A 14482-nucleotide genomic window follows, 5' to 3' on the forward strand; every position below is an offset into this window, starting at 1 on the left:
AAAGCAACCATCTTTGATTGAACTTCAAACACTCCTGCCCTTACCCACCTCCGAACCCCACAGATATTGCATAAACTATATCTGAAACCGACGCGCAGTCCGGTCGTGGAACTCACTGCTTTAATGCTTTTTCCGCTAATTTTTCAGGAAACGGGTCAGTTATAAGTAGCCGAGGAAGCGCCGTATGGGTAGCTGCCAGTCGTGATAGCCAGGGCATTCGCGCAGTGTACAAGACACAAACCAGCCCTCACAGTAAACGTTTGAAGCAACAGCTTTGTATCTGTCCAGAAAATAAAATTCGCGTGATTTATATCTATCGCTCCTCCGGCGTTCGCCATTTCAGAAGGCGTTGCAGTGCAGTTTCACCCTGCATAAGCTCTCTGGCAGCTTTGAGGCGTTCTCTCAGTTGCTCCTGAAGTCCAGCCAAGCAGACAATCAGGAAACCACTTTAAAGATTTCCCTGACTGATGCGTAAAGTGCCTTGAGCACAGTGTTTAGCCCTACTTGGCATCATATTCTGTCTGGTCATTGGTATTGATTGGGGATTTACATTGGGCGACTGATAGGCATTATGCCAGTACATTAGGCATGTGAGTTTTTAAAGGCTACGCCGGCGCAACAACGTCAAAGGGAGGAAACATTTAACAGGAATAGTGATGCTCCGCCGCATGGGGGAGCGATGTCAGTAAATGTTATGCATCTTCTGAGGTAAGGCCTACCACAAGACCCAGGCAGTTTCTCAGTGATTTCAGACAAGCATGGTCACTGGTGCTTTCCAGTTCACCAACCAGATAAAGGATGATGTCTTTGTTGGTCACCGATCCTTTTTCTGCAAGCATATGCTTAGTAAGCATACCCAGCATTTCTTTTTCCGCAGCATATTCATCGCCTGGACCCTGAAGAAATGCCTGCAGTTCATGATCCGTTTTACTCTGCTGCATATGACTAGTGTCCTTGTTAGGGTGCGAAAAATGACTTCTGCGATGCCGAAGCCGGTTTTTAATGCCGGGTAAGTTGTCTTACCTGGAAGTTCTGCTGTTAATGCTAATCACATTATCAGGACGGCCAGCTCCACGTATCGCCATTTCAGCCTGGATATCCTGAATCGCCAGCCTTGCAGCATGTGCGCGTTTGAGATCATCCGCGCTGCCATCCAGCACGGTCTGAAGTTTACCGAGCAGCCTGCGCCAGGAGATGTGAACCCCCTCATTGAATAGCGCAATAACAGCTTCGCCGATGAGAATATTGCATAGCTTATTTTCATCGCTGTTTTTCATGAAACTCTCTGCCCTTTTCGGGCGTGTACGTACGTGTTCAGTCCCGGTCAAACAGCAGTGCAATCAGCTGATGGTAATGCCGTTCTTCTTCGGGGCTGGAGGCATGCTCAAGACGTATAAGAAGCCTGGAGCAAATTGATTTACTGTTCAGATTGCGACCAGAACGAAGAATTTCTACTGCAACCGCGCCTAACGTTTCCAGCTGTGAAGGTAACGTTGCACGGCTGAAATATGCCGCGATTTCGTTAACCATGCTTGAAACGTAAATGTTCTGCGGCATGAATGACCCTCCCTGTATGTTAATTAATCAGCATGTCATCGGGCAAAGTTATACGCATCCAGAGAACTTGTACAGGAATTTCCGAGATAAAAAGGATTCTTTTAACGTGAATAAAATAAACACTTAATAAACATGCACTTGATAATAATTATATTTATGGCATTAAGTGCTGAAATTGTACAAACACCTCATTGTTTAATAAACCAGCCCCGAAGTCATGCAGCGAAGTCCTCTCCTGCCCTTAAAAAGGCAGGCACGAATCTGAGACTGATCGGCCAATTATTTGTCGACATCAAACAAGTCATTACCATTTTATATTAATTAATCTTAAGAGATGGTAGCTGTGCAAGGCTCTGGGGGTTCTCTGGCGAAGGTATAGAGTTCGATGCATACTGAGGGCAGATTTGAATCTGTACGCACTTCTCTTACCTGGGATACTGAGCCTGCAGTTGAGCAGAATGGCCTCTGAGGTGTCTGTTAAACCTGTGGCGATTCAATCGCTCTGTAGCACTCAATTTCACTTGCTGTGTCTCCCTTCTACTGGGCCTGAAAACACTTTGACTTTCAGCTGCGCGCATCTGGCCAACAAATTTCAAAGCTGGCTTGCATGATAATCAGTGGAGCGTATCTATTCCGCTGGCGTCCTTCAGAACTGAAGTTAGTTCTGTTGCCCTGAACGGCTTCATGTCATGCTTTGAGTTTCTCTTCAGAAGCATTTTAAGTCGGCTGATATGCGCTCTCGCCCTCTCAGGACTCACCGGTTCATAGATTTTTTCAAGTTGTGCACGCGGTGGGGGTATTGACTCCCCTTCGCGAATACGACGGGACATCTTTTCAAGCTCTTTTTCGCACGCCTTACGTAACTCACTCTCAGACAGATTATGTGATGTCATCTGGCTGTAAAGGCTCGTTACCATCCAGTAATGCGTATTATCCTGCCATGGATAGGCTTCAGGGGAATGATATAAACCCCGTTGTGCACAGTAACGCATGACCATGTCACAAAGCATATTTTCATCCGGCAGGCCTGCAGCGACATAGTCGCCCTTCCGGCACCAGCTGATGAACTGCCCGGGGGTTGGCCAGAACGGTGAAACGCTGGCACGCGCACGCTTCATCCCTGCAGAAAGCTGATGCCCCGAAGTAATGCCGTTTTCGATAAACGCAGCGACCCACTGACGTTTAGCTGTTGCTTCATCGCGTGGATGCTTTAACACCGTGCTGAAGGATGCGGGAAAGATAACCTTCAGACTGGCGAAGAGAGTATCCACCAGGCGCTCTGCGTTTGAGTCAATTAAACGGCTGCACTGCTGCTGGTCAGCCCCGCTCGGGCCAAAGTGACCGTTACGCAGTTCTTCGTCAAAATCCGGTTCTGGCTTCGTCATAAGAAATTATTCTCCCACTCGCTGCGATCGTTCCAGTGTGGCGTCCCTTTACCAGCAGGCACTATCTGGCCCCGCAAGGCGGCCTGTTTGTTCTGGTAGCTGAGCTTCTGGCTGGCCGTGATGAACCAGTGTCTGGGTCTCTGGTATGAGAATTCGATGTCGAGTTTTTGTAGCTCGTACACCAGGTCCAGATGTGCGTAAAGTTTTTGCCATGATGCAAAGTCTGCATGGTTAAGCTTCACGACTTTGCCCTCGAAGGCATAACGTGAAGGAAGCCATTCCCCCTGACACGTCGCCCTGGCGGCGGGTGTTTTATTTATAGGTTCTATGTTGGGTTCTAATGACTGATTCTGTGTCCCGTTTTTGGGATCGTTCAAAAGCCCGTTTTTGGGATCGTTCAAAAGACCGTTTTTGGGATCATTCGATGGCTTAATTGAAACAGGCCCGATTTTGGGAACATTCCCGTTTTTGGGACCATTACCTTTTACTGAACCCTCCCGTTTTTGGGCACATTTAAAATCGAGGTTCAGCTTCAGGACACGCACCCGTTTTGTGGGACCTTTCCGCTCACCGGTATCGGAAAGCAGACCATCCTCAATCATCTGATTGATCCATTTCCCGATAGTCTTTCTGTCGAGCCCTGTATCATTGACGAGCCTCATGATGCTGGGATAACAGCAGTGGTATTCGTCGGCCCGGTCAGCCAGTGAAAGGAGAAGTAGTTTTTGGGAAGCCTTGAGATTAAGACTCCAGGCCCAGTCTGTTGCTGCGCGACTCATTTAATATGTCCCTCCAAAATAAAAATTTTAAGAAGTTTCATTGCATTCTCGCTATGTGTGCAGAGGCTAAGATCTAACTCTCGTTGCAACTCTTGTCGCTTCCCTTCCCCCCTCACACTGAATTAAGCGAAGTCCTGAAACCACCAGCTCATGGACAGGATTGTCTGTGCTGATGCTCATCGCCTTCCTCATTACAGGTTCGTTCCAGTTCATACTCAGCAAACCTGATAGCGACCTTCATCAGCCAGCGATATTGTTCCTGGGGTATTTTCATCTCCCCCTTCATCACGAAATCCTCAATACCGCTGGCAGCCAGCGTTTCCATGATTTCCGGGTATTTTTCAGTGCGTCTCAAGATGGTTGAATCAGCGACGTTGAGACGGCGGGCAACCACCGATTGACGCGTGTTAAAAAGGGCCCTTAGAGCCAGTGAATGGAGATGTCGTCCCTGAACTGATGATCCTTGCTTGCGTGTTTTTGCAGTTTCCACAATGTAACTTCCTTAGTCGGCTGTGACGCAGTGACCAAACGTCACCTTAAACTAACGTTTCAGCAAAGATATCCGGCTTTCTTCCAGTAACTTATCTGAGCAGAACTGCCCCTGAGATAACTTCTCAATAGTCATTGCATATTGAGTTCCCCCATAAAACTCTGTTTTAGGAAGTGAACCCTTGTTGAGCCACTTGTAGACCGCTCTTGGACTGATTCCACACGCTTTCGCAACTTCAGCAACTCCCACAGACTTAATTGCAAGGTTAATGAATGACATGAAAACCCCCTCAATAGTACTTTCAGTTCACTTTAATTTGAACTGACAGTTTTATCAAGTCAGTTAACATTGTACCCATGGTTCAAACAGAAACGATCCGTCAGCAGTTTGCAGCGCGGCTTACTGAAGCGCTCAACAACGCCAAATACCCGCCACATGGTCGGGGGGTAATGCTTGCTCAGCGTATGGGGGTAACATCGAAGGCTGTCAGTAAATGGCTGACTGGTGAGTCACTTCCCCGGGCTGCGATGATGAAAAACATCGCTAAAGCTCTGAACGTAGACCCACTGTGGCTGCAACATGGAGATGAGGCTAATGCTGGTGAAGAAAGGTTAGCTCATGCCCTGTTTCGCGGTAGCTTTCCGTTAATGGGCTGGGATGAGGTTATTAATGTCACGCAGTTTTTTGAGAAAGGTTTGGACAGATTCAGTTATTTCTATTCCGGCGCTGTACTGGGAGATGCCCCGGCATTCTGGCTAGTCGTTAAAGACGACTCAATGACGAGCCCCGCGGGCCCATGTGTCCCCGAGAACAGCATGATTCTTATAGACACAGGTCGCATTCCAGAAAATGGCCAATTAGTCGTTGCTAAACTTGCTTCTGCAAAAGAAGTGACTTTTAAACAGTACATTGTTGATGAGGGTATCAACAGAAAGTATCTCAAGCCATTGAATACTAATTATAAACCTGTGGAAATTGATGATTCCTGCAAGTTTATTGGTGTGGTGATAGAGTGCCGAATGAGCTTTGTTTCCCCCGATCCCGCCCAAAGCCTCAGTGTGATACCGCACACTTAAAATTAACAAAAACAATGAGATGAATCAAAACCCCGGAAAAGTACTAATTTTCTGTACTTTTGGTGTTGACCAAAATAGTACTTATAGTTCATTATTGAGTTATTAGCTGAACGGCACAGCATACTGTCGGGCGGGAGGAGTGCAGAAGCGCGAGATCCCGAAGTGGCAAAACCCACCTTCCTCTCAACAAATGAGATGGCTCTGCCCAGTGTCATTTCCTTTGTTGATGGAGGTTAGTATGAAAAAGCACAGCGTTCTGTGCCCGGTCTGTGGAATCAACTTTGATCCCAGAGCACCCGGAATTCATATAAAAAAGCATCATAGCGCAGCATCACGCCATGAGTTAATCCTGATACGCGACGCCCGGCGTCTCTGTTTCGGGAAAAGTAAGCCCTACAAAAATAAATCACCCTGCTTACTCTGACTCATCACGACATTGACAGCTTCTCTGAAACCCTTTTCGCAGTTTAAACGAGGTGTCGGTGCGAAGGGTTTTCAATTCATTCAGAATTATGAAACGGAATACCTCTATAACTTCACTGTCAGCGAATGCCTGACAGCCTGAAGTACCGAAAGTAGTGGCATCCTGATTGTATAATTATGAGTGTGATCTGTCTGACCAAGTGCCTGAATGACTTTCCCGCCTCGTGCGGGATTTTTTTTGCCCCGGATATGTTACGTCCGGCCGGGCATCAAAGCCTCTCTGGCTCAATCACCCTTTCCGTAATGCCTGAATGGCAAATCCACTTAAGGAGTAACGATGTTATATCGCGAAGCTGCCGTGCGTATCAGCCAGACTGTATTGTTGCTGTCCCGTGAACTGAGTGTTTCTGCTGATCAGATGTTTGAGTACCAGCAGGAAGGCAAAGTCACGGAAGAGCAGGCTGCGACACATATGCATAAAGTCCAGGTTGTTCTCGACGTGCTCTTCACCGAAATCCTGGATCCCATCATGACTGAGCACCCTGACTTACTGCCTGGATGTTGCTGTAGCGACGTTTCAGAGACAGACAGGAACGGCACGTCGTGATCGCTCTCTTACCTGTCCACATGACCGCCATTATGGCGGTTTTTTTACGTCCGGAACCGGAGAACACCATGCATAAAGAAAAACCTTCATGCGTCCTGAATCCAAAAGAAATGCGCCGCCTCGCCCTTGCTCATGTACAGGCGTATGTAAATGCCTGTCACTGTCAGTCCCGTCGTGACGTCCTGATGGCACTGGCTCACTGGCACGATGTAGGCGTGAACATGAGCGATTTCATCAAAAATACGCGCCTCATCATTATTGATGAAGATGGCATCCATGAACGCTGAGATGGCATTCGTAAACCCCGCCCGCAAGGGCATTACCTGACCCGGAGGTCATTATGCAACATCGTGAAACTGCAGAAAAAGTCACTGAAACACTGCTGGAAGTGGCGAACAAGCTGGTGGCATCGGTAAGGATGGTTGATGCCAGTGAGAAAGACGGAAAAGTCAGTATGGACGAAGCAGACGCATACCGTAAGGGTGTGATGGGATCACTGGATGAATTGCTTCAGTCAACTCTCACAACCATTTTCGCCACGCACCCTGATTTACGACCAGCATGCAGCTGCGCTTCTTCTGCCTCGGAAGACAACAACCAGCCGTAACTGCCTGCCTGAATACGTCAGAGCAAACCGTCCGCCAGGGCGGTTTTTTTATATCTCAACGGAGACAAAGCATGATTATTCATATCCGGAACGGCAGGTTCATCTTCACCGCCAGTTCTTTAAACCGAAGCCGCCGTTTTGTCTGTTTCAGTGAAGGCATCGCCTGGACGTATGTGCAGAAGCTTGCCGCTGCCTGTGCCGCTGAAATGAGGTAACGGTGATGTCCAAGCCACATGCCCCCGTCCGGATAATAAGGCGTGCTGAGCGCATTATGCGCTTATGGCGTACCGGGCAAATCCGGGCGAGGCGAACCTATCGGGGTCAGTATCTTACGTTAAGGGTTACGCCGCAGTGGAGACTGTTATCGAAAGACAATGGACAGAACTGGGAATTACTCAGTCATGCGGATTACGACAATCAGATTTAGTCTGGATGTTTCAGCCGTAATGACCGGTATAGGGCAAAACCGAGAAATTCGCTAGTGGACGCTGAAAAATCACAGCATCGCCCTGCTGTCCATAAACGCTGGCTCGCAAATGCGGAGACCCGGAGCCTGGCTCCGATCAGAGCGGGCGGCATCCGGGAGAAACCAGGTCCGGGATAACAGCCCGTTCTGGCGGGTCACCAACCCCGAAGTTAAACGGTTATTTTCACTTAAAGGAGATTAAAAGATGAAAATTCAGTACATCGCGACCTCAACAGAGGGCACGCTCCATATCAAATCCTGCGTTCTTCGGGCATTTATCCATGAACGTGTTGTCAGGGCGGCTCTCATGGCCGCACCGGATGCCCGGGTGACCCACACTGGTACGTTTGTTATTCATACGCGCATATCAGGAGACCCGGCACAAATCCTTGCAGCCACCCGCGCGGCCCGTCGTGAAGAAGAAGAGTAAACGCAGGGTCTGATGCCGTCGTGCACGGCCTTAATGACACCTGAGTAAACACCTCATCCCTGCCCCTCGTCATACTGCCGGACTTATCAGAACCGGAACAGGTTAACTGACTATTCAAAGGACCATTTCCCATGATGCAACCAGACATCAGGGGCGATGCTGCTTTTGCTCGCCCCTTTAATGCCATCCGCGATATCGAGTTTGCGCCTGAAAACATTGTCAATGGTGCCAGCTTTTCATCGCCCACCTCCCCGGCATTGCCACCTCAGCCACCTCTGCCCGTGATGCAGGTGGTGTTTGACCGGTTTGTCGGCATTCTTCTTAAGGAGGGAAAGCCATGATCACACCCTATGCTTTGCTGGAACGTCATAAAGACCACCTGGATGCCCAGGAGCAGGACGCAATCAGGAAAGAACAGTGGATCGATGACGAAGCCCAGCGCCTGCTGTCCTGTTTTCCTGACCACCTTCACCTGTTCCGTCACTGGAACCTGCATCCTGATGCGATGAAGTGCTGTGCCCACCCTGAAGCCGCTGAGGAATACATCAGCTTTATCACGAATCTGGCCTACCTGCAGGCGGCCCGAAATTACGACCTTCAGGTGCTGCTTGGCTGGGAGGAACCAGCATGATGAAACCGGGTATCTATGAAGGCCTCAGCAATGAGGCCTATCACGCCGGTCCCGGCGTCAGTAAATCGCAGCTCGATGACATTGCGGTTAACCCGGCCATTTACCTTTGGCGCAAACATGCGCCTGTGGATACGGATAAAACAGCCGCACTGGATATGGGAAGCGCGCTGCACTGCATGCTGCTTGAGCCTGAACAGTTTGATAAGCGCTTTATTGTGGCTCCTTCTTTTAACCGGCGCACCTCTCAGGGTAAAGCAGACGAAGCAGCATTTCTGAATGAGACGCGCATCCGGAACATGACTGTTATGGATGCAGAACAGGGCCGGAAACTTCAGCTCATGAGAGAGAGCGTGCTGGCGCATCACGCTGCACGCTTTTTTCTGGAGGCTGAAGGCCCGTGTGAATCCTCAATGTACTGGTCCGATCCAGAGACAGAGGAGCTCTGCCGCATCCGTCCGGATAAATATCTGACCGGCAGGCCTGTCATTGTTGATGTGAAAAAGGTCAGTGATATGGCCCGCTTCGCCCGGCACATCGGGGAGTTCCGGTACCACGTTCAGGCAGCCATGTACTGCGAGGGCTTTTATCACTGCTTTGGCACGTATCCGCAGTTCGTTTTTATTGCGGTCAGCGAGTCGATCGACTGTGGCCGCTATCCGGTTCGGGTGTATGAGCTGCATGACGATGACATGAGCGCGGGTTCCACCCTCTTCCGTCGTGATTTGAGCACATTCCATGCCTGTCGCCTCAGCAATAACTGGGGCGGCGTAGAAATAATTCAGCGCCCTGTATGGGCACGTTAACAGGAGTAAGCATTATGCAAAATCAACTGATGATCTCTGCGCCGGACAGCGCGGACACAACTGCCACTATTTTCAGCCCTGATGCCCTGGATAAACTGATGCGTTTTGCAGAAATCATGGCCAGCAGCAGAGTCACTGTCCCTGCTCACCTCGCGGGCAAAGCCGCGGACTGTCTGGCCGTGACCATGCAGGCCATGCAGTGGCGTATGAATCCGTTCGCCGTTGCACAGAAAACCTTCATGGTGAATGGCGTGCTGGGATACGAGGCACAGCTGGTGAATGCGGTCATTAACTCCATGGCCCCAACACGGGATCGGCTGCATTACGAATGGTTTGGGTCATGGGAAAATGTTATCGGCAGATTCACTGAGAAAACCTCATCCAAAGGCAATAAATACATCGCACCGGACTGGACACTGCAGGATGAATCCGGATGCGGTGTTCGGGTGTGGGCAACAATGAAGAACGAGCAGGAGCCGCGGGTGCTGGAACTGCTGCTCTCACAGGCACAGGTGCGGAACTCAACACTCTGGGCGAGCGATCCGCGTCAGCAGCTGGCTTATCTCGCTGTTAAACGCTGGGCCCGTCTGCACTGCCCGGACGTCATTCTGGGGGTGTACACACCGGATGAACTTGAAACGTTATCGCCTGCAGAACGCGACGTGACCCCGCCAGCTCATAATGATTTGAATGGGTTAATCAATCAGTCTGCCAGCACGGAGAACGGTGTTCCGCTGCAAAACCATTCTGTCCCGGACCTGCGAACTGAAGAGATTAAAGCAGAAACGCCCGTGCCTGCAGCGCCACCAGCCAGCCCGGTCAGATCGCCTGACCAGCCGGCAAGCGCACCCCCGCCCTCGCCTAAACACTGTCCGGGTAAAGAACAGGAACGCGCTGAGGACAGGGAACGTTCTTCAGAAGAACTTCTCGCTGATTTTTGTGAGGCAGCCATGAAAAGTCAGTCGGTCAGCGCACTCGCCCGCTGCTACGCCTACGCATCAAAGGTACTCAAACCGGTGCCACCGCTGCTGGATAAAGCCACAGATGTTTTTCTGGTCAGGAAAGCCGAGATTGAAGAAGAAGCCAGAAAATAGAGGCTTACTGAACCCCGTCAATTCAGGAGTTATCGATGAATCAGAGAAAGGCTGACCGCAACCAGCGTTATTACGCCGTCGCCGAGGCGGCGGCACTTGCCGAACGCTGCGAAAAGTTTGATCAGGCGGGGAAACTCTGGCTGCGGGCAATGAAGCTGGCCGTAAGACCGATGAATGCCCAGTGGGCAGAACATCGCAGTCAGTGTTGTATGAGTGCATTACGTAATGGATGGTCTTATATCAGGGATTAAGCCAGCAGTGATTATCCAGAGGCACCCTCATCATTATGAATATTATATTCACTTTTCTGACTTCACTGATATGAAAGTGAGTGTTAGTTTCTTTACAGAAGGCGAATAAATATATACATAAAATTAAAACTCCGCGCGCTCCCTGAGTGTAACATTAATTAAGAAGACGCCACCTATGAACACAAGACTGTTAAGCTATATCGACACCTTTTTATACCATTCTTCTACCGAGCCATTGCAGCAACTGGTTTATATCATCGCAAAACTGTGCCTCATCACTGCACCCGCAGCCTGGGTCGTCAAACGCCCGACTGGCAAAGACGACAGGCTCTTTACGTCTCAGGAAGAGGCACTGGCGTTTCTGGAAAAGCAGGGGCACAGCGATGACTATGTCGCGCCACTTTTCACAACGGTAAAAGTGGATATGAGTGCAGGGGAAATCCGGCATCTGCTTTTGACGCCATTACCTGATGAAGAAGATTAGTCTCTAATTAAAAGCAGGCAATGGTTATCTTAAATCTGCAAATTTAACGCGTCATGATTGTGACTCGAAATAAAGCACAGCACCAGGGCAGTCAGGAATAATTCAATGACCAGAACAACGAATGCCATTATTATTGTGGCGGCCATACTGTGCTCGCTCCAGCTTGCAAGGGGAGAAAGTATGCCGCTGGAAAATGAACTCCAGTCCTTTTCTGTAAAAACCGGCGCAACCCGGATTATTTATTCTGTGGGTTCGAATGGTGCTTCAATGACCGTGATGAACCCGCAGGCATATCCGATGCTGGTGCAGTCGGAAGTCATGATGGAAGACCGGAAAACCCGGGCCCCGTTTATTGTCACCCCGCCGCTGTTCCGTCTGGACGGTCATCAGCAGAGCCGGATAAAGGTTCTCGCAACCAGCAGCCACAATAATGACACGAAAGAGTCACTTTACTGGCTTTGCGTAACAGGCATCCCCCCTGAGGCGGATGCGGACTGGACGGGTGATGCGTATAAAAAGAAAAAGGCCGGGCAGCACGCCACCCTTCTGACGCAACTGCGTATCAAAAGCTGCCTGAAACTGCTTGTACGCCCATCCTCCCTCAGAGGCACACCCGAAGACTTTGCCTCCAGCCTGACCTGGGTAAAACGCGGTGAGACGCTCACGGTCAGCAACCCGACGCCCTTTTACATGAATCTCAGAAGTGTTCAGCTTGGAAAATCGAGTGTGGCCAACCCTGAATATGTTCCTCCGATGGGTAAACGGGAACTGCGCATACCTGCGGATGCGTCAGGTCAGGTGCACTGGCGACTGATTACCGATTATGGCGGAGACAGCAAAGCGTTCACGTCCGACATGAGCACTGATCCTGTTTCTCACTGAGAGTACTCACTGCCAGGATTCAAACGATGACTGTTTACAGACCACTTTTCGTGGCCGGTCTGACGCTGGCTGCGGTTCAGGCAGAAGGCAAAGTCTATACCTTCAACCCGGCTCTCATTGCCGGAAGTAATAAAGAAACAGACCTCAGGCTTTTCAGTCAGGGCAGTCAGCTACCGGGCATTTATCCGACTGACATCTATCTGAACAACACACTCATCGACTCCCGGCCAGTCAGTTACAAATTAAGGCCGGATAAATATGATCGTCAGAGACTCGTCCCTCACCTCAGTAGACCCATGCTGTCAGGTTACGGAGTACGCATGAAGAGCTTCAAGGTTACTGAGAAGGAAAAACGCTCAGGCTTTTTTGATCTGTCGCAGATACCGGGCGCTCAGGCTGATTTCCACTTTAATGAGCAGTCACTGCATCTGAGTATTCCTCAGGTTTATCTGAAGCCCGGGTTTAAAGGCATCGCACCCCGGACACTGTGGGACGACGGCATACCTGCCTTCATCATGAATTACCGTGCGGGGACAAGCCAGAGTATTACCCATGGCCCCTGGGGAAGAAAATCTCAGTACTCCTGGCTGCAACTGACGCCAGGCGTCAACATCGGTGCCTGGCGGCTTCGCAACGTCACCAGCTGGCAGCAAACACGTGGAACGCCCGGACGCTGGCAGGCCATGACGACTTATCTGGAGCGCGGTATTAATGGCATCAACAGCCGCCTGACGCTGGGTGAACGTTATACCGCCTCTGAGATTTTTGACAGCGTTCCCTTCAGAGGCGTCATGCTTGCCTCTGACGATCGGATGGTGCCTTCCAGCCAGTATATGTTTGCGCCGGTCATACGTGGCGTGGCGAGAACCCAGGCCCGCGTTGAGGTAAAGCAGAACGGCTACACTATTTATAACCAGGTCGTCGCACCGGGTCCGTTCGCCCTGACTGACTTCAATCCTGCCGGCGCAGGTGGTGATTTTCAGGTTACGGTATGGGAGGCGGATGGTGTTCCTCAGGTTTTCACTGTTCCTTTCCAGACGCCAGCAGTCGCCATTAAAGAGGGCTACCTGCGCTACAGTCTGATGGCCGGGCAGTATCGTTCGTCTGACAGGAGAGTGACAAGAGCGCCGGTCATGGAAGCCACCGCCATGTACGGTCTTCCCTTTGGATTCACGCTTTATGGCGGAATCCAGGCAGCCCGGCACTATCAGTCTTCATCCCTGGGTACCGGGCTGAGCATAGGCAACTGGGGTGCACTCTCTTCAGATGTCACACTCAGCCACGCCCAGCTCTCAGGTCATGACCCGGTACACGGTTATTCCTGGCGTATGCGGTACAGCAAAGAGTTTGTCGGGACAAATACTTCGCTGTCACTGGTCAATTTACAGTTCAGCCAGCCGGACTATCTCACACTGGCTGAAACACTGGAGAGCTGGCGGATTGATGGAATGGCGCCAGGCATTCGCAGAAAAAGGAGAAAAAGCCGTACCGGTCTATCCATCAGTCAGGGACTGGGTAAATGGGGTTACCTGAACGCAGGTGCTTATCAGGATATCTACTGGAACCGCGGCCTGCGCGAAAGCCGCCTTAACGCGGGATACTCTGTTCGGTTCAGGGATATGACGCTGTCATTAAACTGGTCTGCCAGTCAACGTACCAGGCACCATCCTAAGGAACAGATGATGAGCCTCTGGCTCTCTGTTCCGCTGAAAAAATGGATGGGTGGCAACACGCGCGCGTCGTACCGGTTCACGCATTTATCGTCCGGCCCTGCCACTCAATCTGCAGGCTTAAGCGGTGATGCGTTTGATCAGCGCCTCAGCTGGAATGTTGATCAGCGTTATACCACCGGACACGCAGGAAGCCGGAGCAATGGCGACGTATCTCTGGGATGGACCGGAACCTACGGCCACATCGCAGGTGATTATAGCTATGACCGCCATTACCAGCAGTGTGCCGTTGCCATAGACGGCGGCCTTATCGCCCATCGCAATGGAATGACTTTCACGCAGGCCCTTGGCGAAACCAATGCACTCATTGAAGCCAAGGGTGCTTCAGGTGTGAAGGTATCGGGTTTTCCGGGCATTGCTACGGACTATCGTGGTTATACAGTTCAGCCCTGGCTGAACCCCTACCATGAAAATTCTCTTTCATTAGATCCAACAACGTTGCCGTCGGAGGCTGAAATAACAATCACTGACAGTAAAGTTGTGCCTACAGCAGGGGCTATCATTCCTGTTAAATTTAAAACACGAGTGGGTGCGAAGGCAGTCATTACACTTTTGCAGCCTGATGGTACAAAAGTCCCTTTCGGCTCTGTGGTGCGAATGAGTTCAGATTCAGGAAATGAGGGTATTGTTGACAATGATGGGAAAGTCTATATGTCAGGATTACCACCCGAAGGAAATCTTACCGTCATAGGTAAAACACACTCACTCAAATGCCCTTACCATTTGATAAAAAATGACGAAGCGCACGGACTCAACTTCTTTACCGCGAAGTGCAAGTAAAGGAAAG

22 protein-coding genes are annotated in these 14482 nt (G+C 50.4%); 15 read left to right on the forward strand and 7 right to left on the reverse strand.

Features of this window, described 5'->3' with window-relative positions:
- Window positions 1-692 precede the first annotated feature (692 nt).
- The 7 genes from PU624_RS01060 to PU624_RS01090 form a co-directional block, all read right to left on the reverse strand.
- Window positions 693-941 carry a biofilm development regulator YmgB/AriR family protein gene (locus PU624_RS01060; protein WP_283545024.1) on the reverse strand — a complete coding sequence of 83 codons (249 nt, stop codon included), beginning with the start codon at window positions 939-941 and terminating at the stop codon, window positions 693-695.
- Window positions 942-1019: 78 nt separating this feature from the next.
- A complete protein-coding gene (locus PU624_RS01065; protein WP_283545025.1) occupies window positions 1020-1277 on the reverse strand; it encodes a hypothetical protein in 258 nt (85 codons plus the stop codon).
- A gap of 37 nt (window positions 1278-1314) precedes the next feature.
- A complete protein-coding gene (ycgZ, locus tag PU624_RS01070; RefSeq protein ID WP_283545026.1) occupies window positions 1315-1557 on the reverse strand; it encodes a regulatory protein YcgZ in 243 nt (80 codons plus the stop codon).
- Window positions 1558-2171: 614 nt separating this feature from the next.
- On the reverse strand, window positions 2172-2942 hold the full coding sequence (locus PU624_RS01075; RefSeq protein ID WP_283545027.1) for a replication protein P: 771 nt from the start codon (window positions 2940-2942) through the stop codon (window positions 2172-2174).
- On the reverse strand, window positions 2939-3721 hold the full coding sequence (locus PU624_RS01080; RefSeq protein WP_283545028.1) for a helix-turn-helix domain-containing protein: 783 nt from the start codon (window positions 3719-3721) through the stop codon (window positions 2939-2941). Before PU624_RS01080 ends, PU624_RS01075 begins: the two co-directional genes overlap by 4 nt.
- Window positions 3722-3869: 148 nt before the next feature.
- A complete protein-coding gene (locus PU624_RS01085; RefSeq protein WP_129063277.1) occupies window positions 3870-4211 on the reverse strand; it encodes a hypothetical protein in 342 nt (113 codons plus the stop codon).
- A gap of 51 nt (window positions 4212-4262) precedes the next feature.
- Entirely contained in the window at window positions 4263-4490 is a 228-nt protein-coding gene (locus PU624_RS01090) for a helix-turn-helix domain-containing protein (protein WP_061703263.1), read from the reverse strand.
- Between the two features lie 77 nt (window positions 4491-4567).
- Between PU624_RS01090 and PU624_RS01095 the strand changes: the two genes are divergently transcribed.
- From PU624_RS01095 to PU624_RS01160, 15 genes are all read left to right on the forward strand, one after another.
- Window positions 4568-5287: a LexA family protein gene (locus PU624_RS01095; RefSeq protein ID WP_010670524.1), complete on the forward strand. Its 720-nt coding sequence runs from the start codon at window positions 4568-4570 to the stop codon at window positions 5285-5287.
- 760 nt (window positions 5288-6047) lie between these two features.
- Window positions 6048-6317 carry a hypothetical protein gene (locus tag PU624_RS01100; protein ID WP_283545029.1) on the forward strand — a complete coding sequence of 90 codons (270 nt, stop codon included), beginning with the start codon at window positions 6048-6050 and terminating at the stop codon, window positions 6315-6317.
- The gene (locus PU624_RS01105; protein WP_129063276.1) at window positions 6314-6604 is read left to right on the forward strand and encodes a hypothetical protein; all 291 of its coding nucleotides are present in this window, start codon (window positions 6314-6316) and stop codon (window positions 6602-6604) included. Before PU624_RS01100 ends, PU624_RS01105 begins: the two co-directional genes overlap by 4 nt.
- A 53-nt stretch (window positions 6605-6657) precedes the next feature.
- Entirely contained in the window at window positions 6658-6924 is a 267-nt protein-coding gene (locus PU624_RS01110) for a hypothetical protein (RefSeq protein WP_061703265.1), read from the forward strand.
- 71 nt (window positions 6925-6995) lie between these two features.
- Window positions 6996-7139 (forward strand): hypothetical protein, encoded by a 144-nt coding sequence (locus PU624_RS01115; protein WP_022624506.1) that lies wholly within the window; start codon window positions 6996-6998, stop codon window positions 7137-7139.
- 5 nt (window positions 7140-7144) lie between these two features.
- On the forward strand, window positions 7145-7351 hold the full coding sequence (locus PU624_RS22260; RefSeq protein ID WP_071785044.1) for a ParE family toxin-like protein: 207 nt from the start codon (window positions 7145-7147) through the stop codon (window positions 7349-7351).
- 244 nt (window positions 7352-7595) lie between these two features.
- Window positions 7596-7820 (forward strand): hypothetical protein, encoded by a 225-nt coding sequence (locus PU624_RS01120; protein ID WP_283545030.1) that lies wholly within the window; start codon window positions 7596-7598, stop codon window positions 7818-7820.
- Between the two features lie 131 nt (window positions 7821-7951).
- Entirely contained in the window at window positions 7952-8161 is a 210-nt protein-coding gene (locus PU624_RS01125) for a hypothetical protein (RefSeq protein ID WP_122889479.1), read from the forward strand.
- Window positions 8158-8451 (forward strand): host nuclease inhibitor GamL, encoded by a 294-nt coding sequence (gene gamL, locus PU624_RS01130; protein ID WP_033779864.1) that lies wholly within the window; start codon window positions 8158-8160, stop codon window positions 8449-8451. Before PU624_RS01125 ends, gamL begins: the two co-directional genes overlap by 4 nt.
- A complete protein-coding gene (locus tag PU624_RS01135) occupies window positions 8451-9254 on the forward strand; it encodes a PD-(D/E)XK nuclease-like domain-containing protein (protein ID WP_283545135.1) in 804 nt (267 codons plus the stop codon). The genes gamL and PU624_RS01135 overlap by 1 nt, the downstream gene beginning before the upstream one ends.
- Before the next feature lie 14 nt (window positions 9255-9268).
- Entirely contained in the window at window positions 9269-10348 is a 1080-nt protein-coding gene (locus PU624_RS01140; protein WP_283545031.1) for a RecT family recombinase, read from the forward strand.
- A 35-nt stretch (window positions 10349-10383) separates the two neighbouring features.
- Window positions 10384-10599 (forward strand): ANR family transcriptional regulator, encoded by a 216-nt coding sequence (locus PU624_RS01145; RefSeq protein ID WP_283545032.1) that lies wholly within the window; start codon window positions 10384-10386, stop codon window positions 10597-10599.
- A 175-nt stretch (window positions 10600-10774) separates the two neighbouring features.
- A complete protein-coding gene (locus PU624_RS01150; RefSeq protein WP_283545033.1) occupies window positions 10775-11083 on the forward strand; it encodes a hypothetical protein in 309 nt (102 codons plus the stop codon).
- A 105-nt stretch (window positions 11084-11188) separates the two neighbouring features.
- On the forward strand, window positions 11189-11965 hold the full coding sequence (locus tag PU624_RS01155) for a fimbria/pilus periplasmic chaperone (RefSeq protein WP_283545034.1): 777 nt from the start codon (window positions 11189-11191) through the stop codon (window positions 11963-11965).
- 26 nt (window positions 11966-11991) lie between these two features.
- A complete protein-coding gene (locus PU624_RS01160) occupies window positions 11992-14475 on the forward strand; it encodes a fimbria/pilus outer membrane usher protein (RefSeq protein ID WP_283545035.1) in 2484 nt (827 codons plus the stop codon).
- The last annotated feature ends 7 nt before the right edge of the window (window positions 14476-14482 follow it).

This window comes from Pantoea sp. Lij88 (genome assembly GCF_030062155.1).
Classification (GTDB): Bacteria; Pseudomonadota; Gammaproteobacteria; order Enterobacterales; family Enterobacteriaceae; genus Pantoea.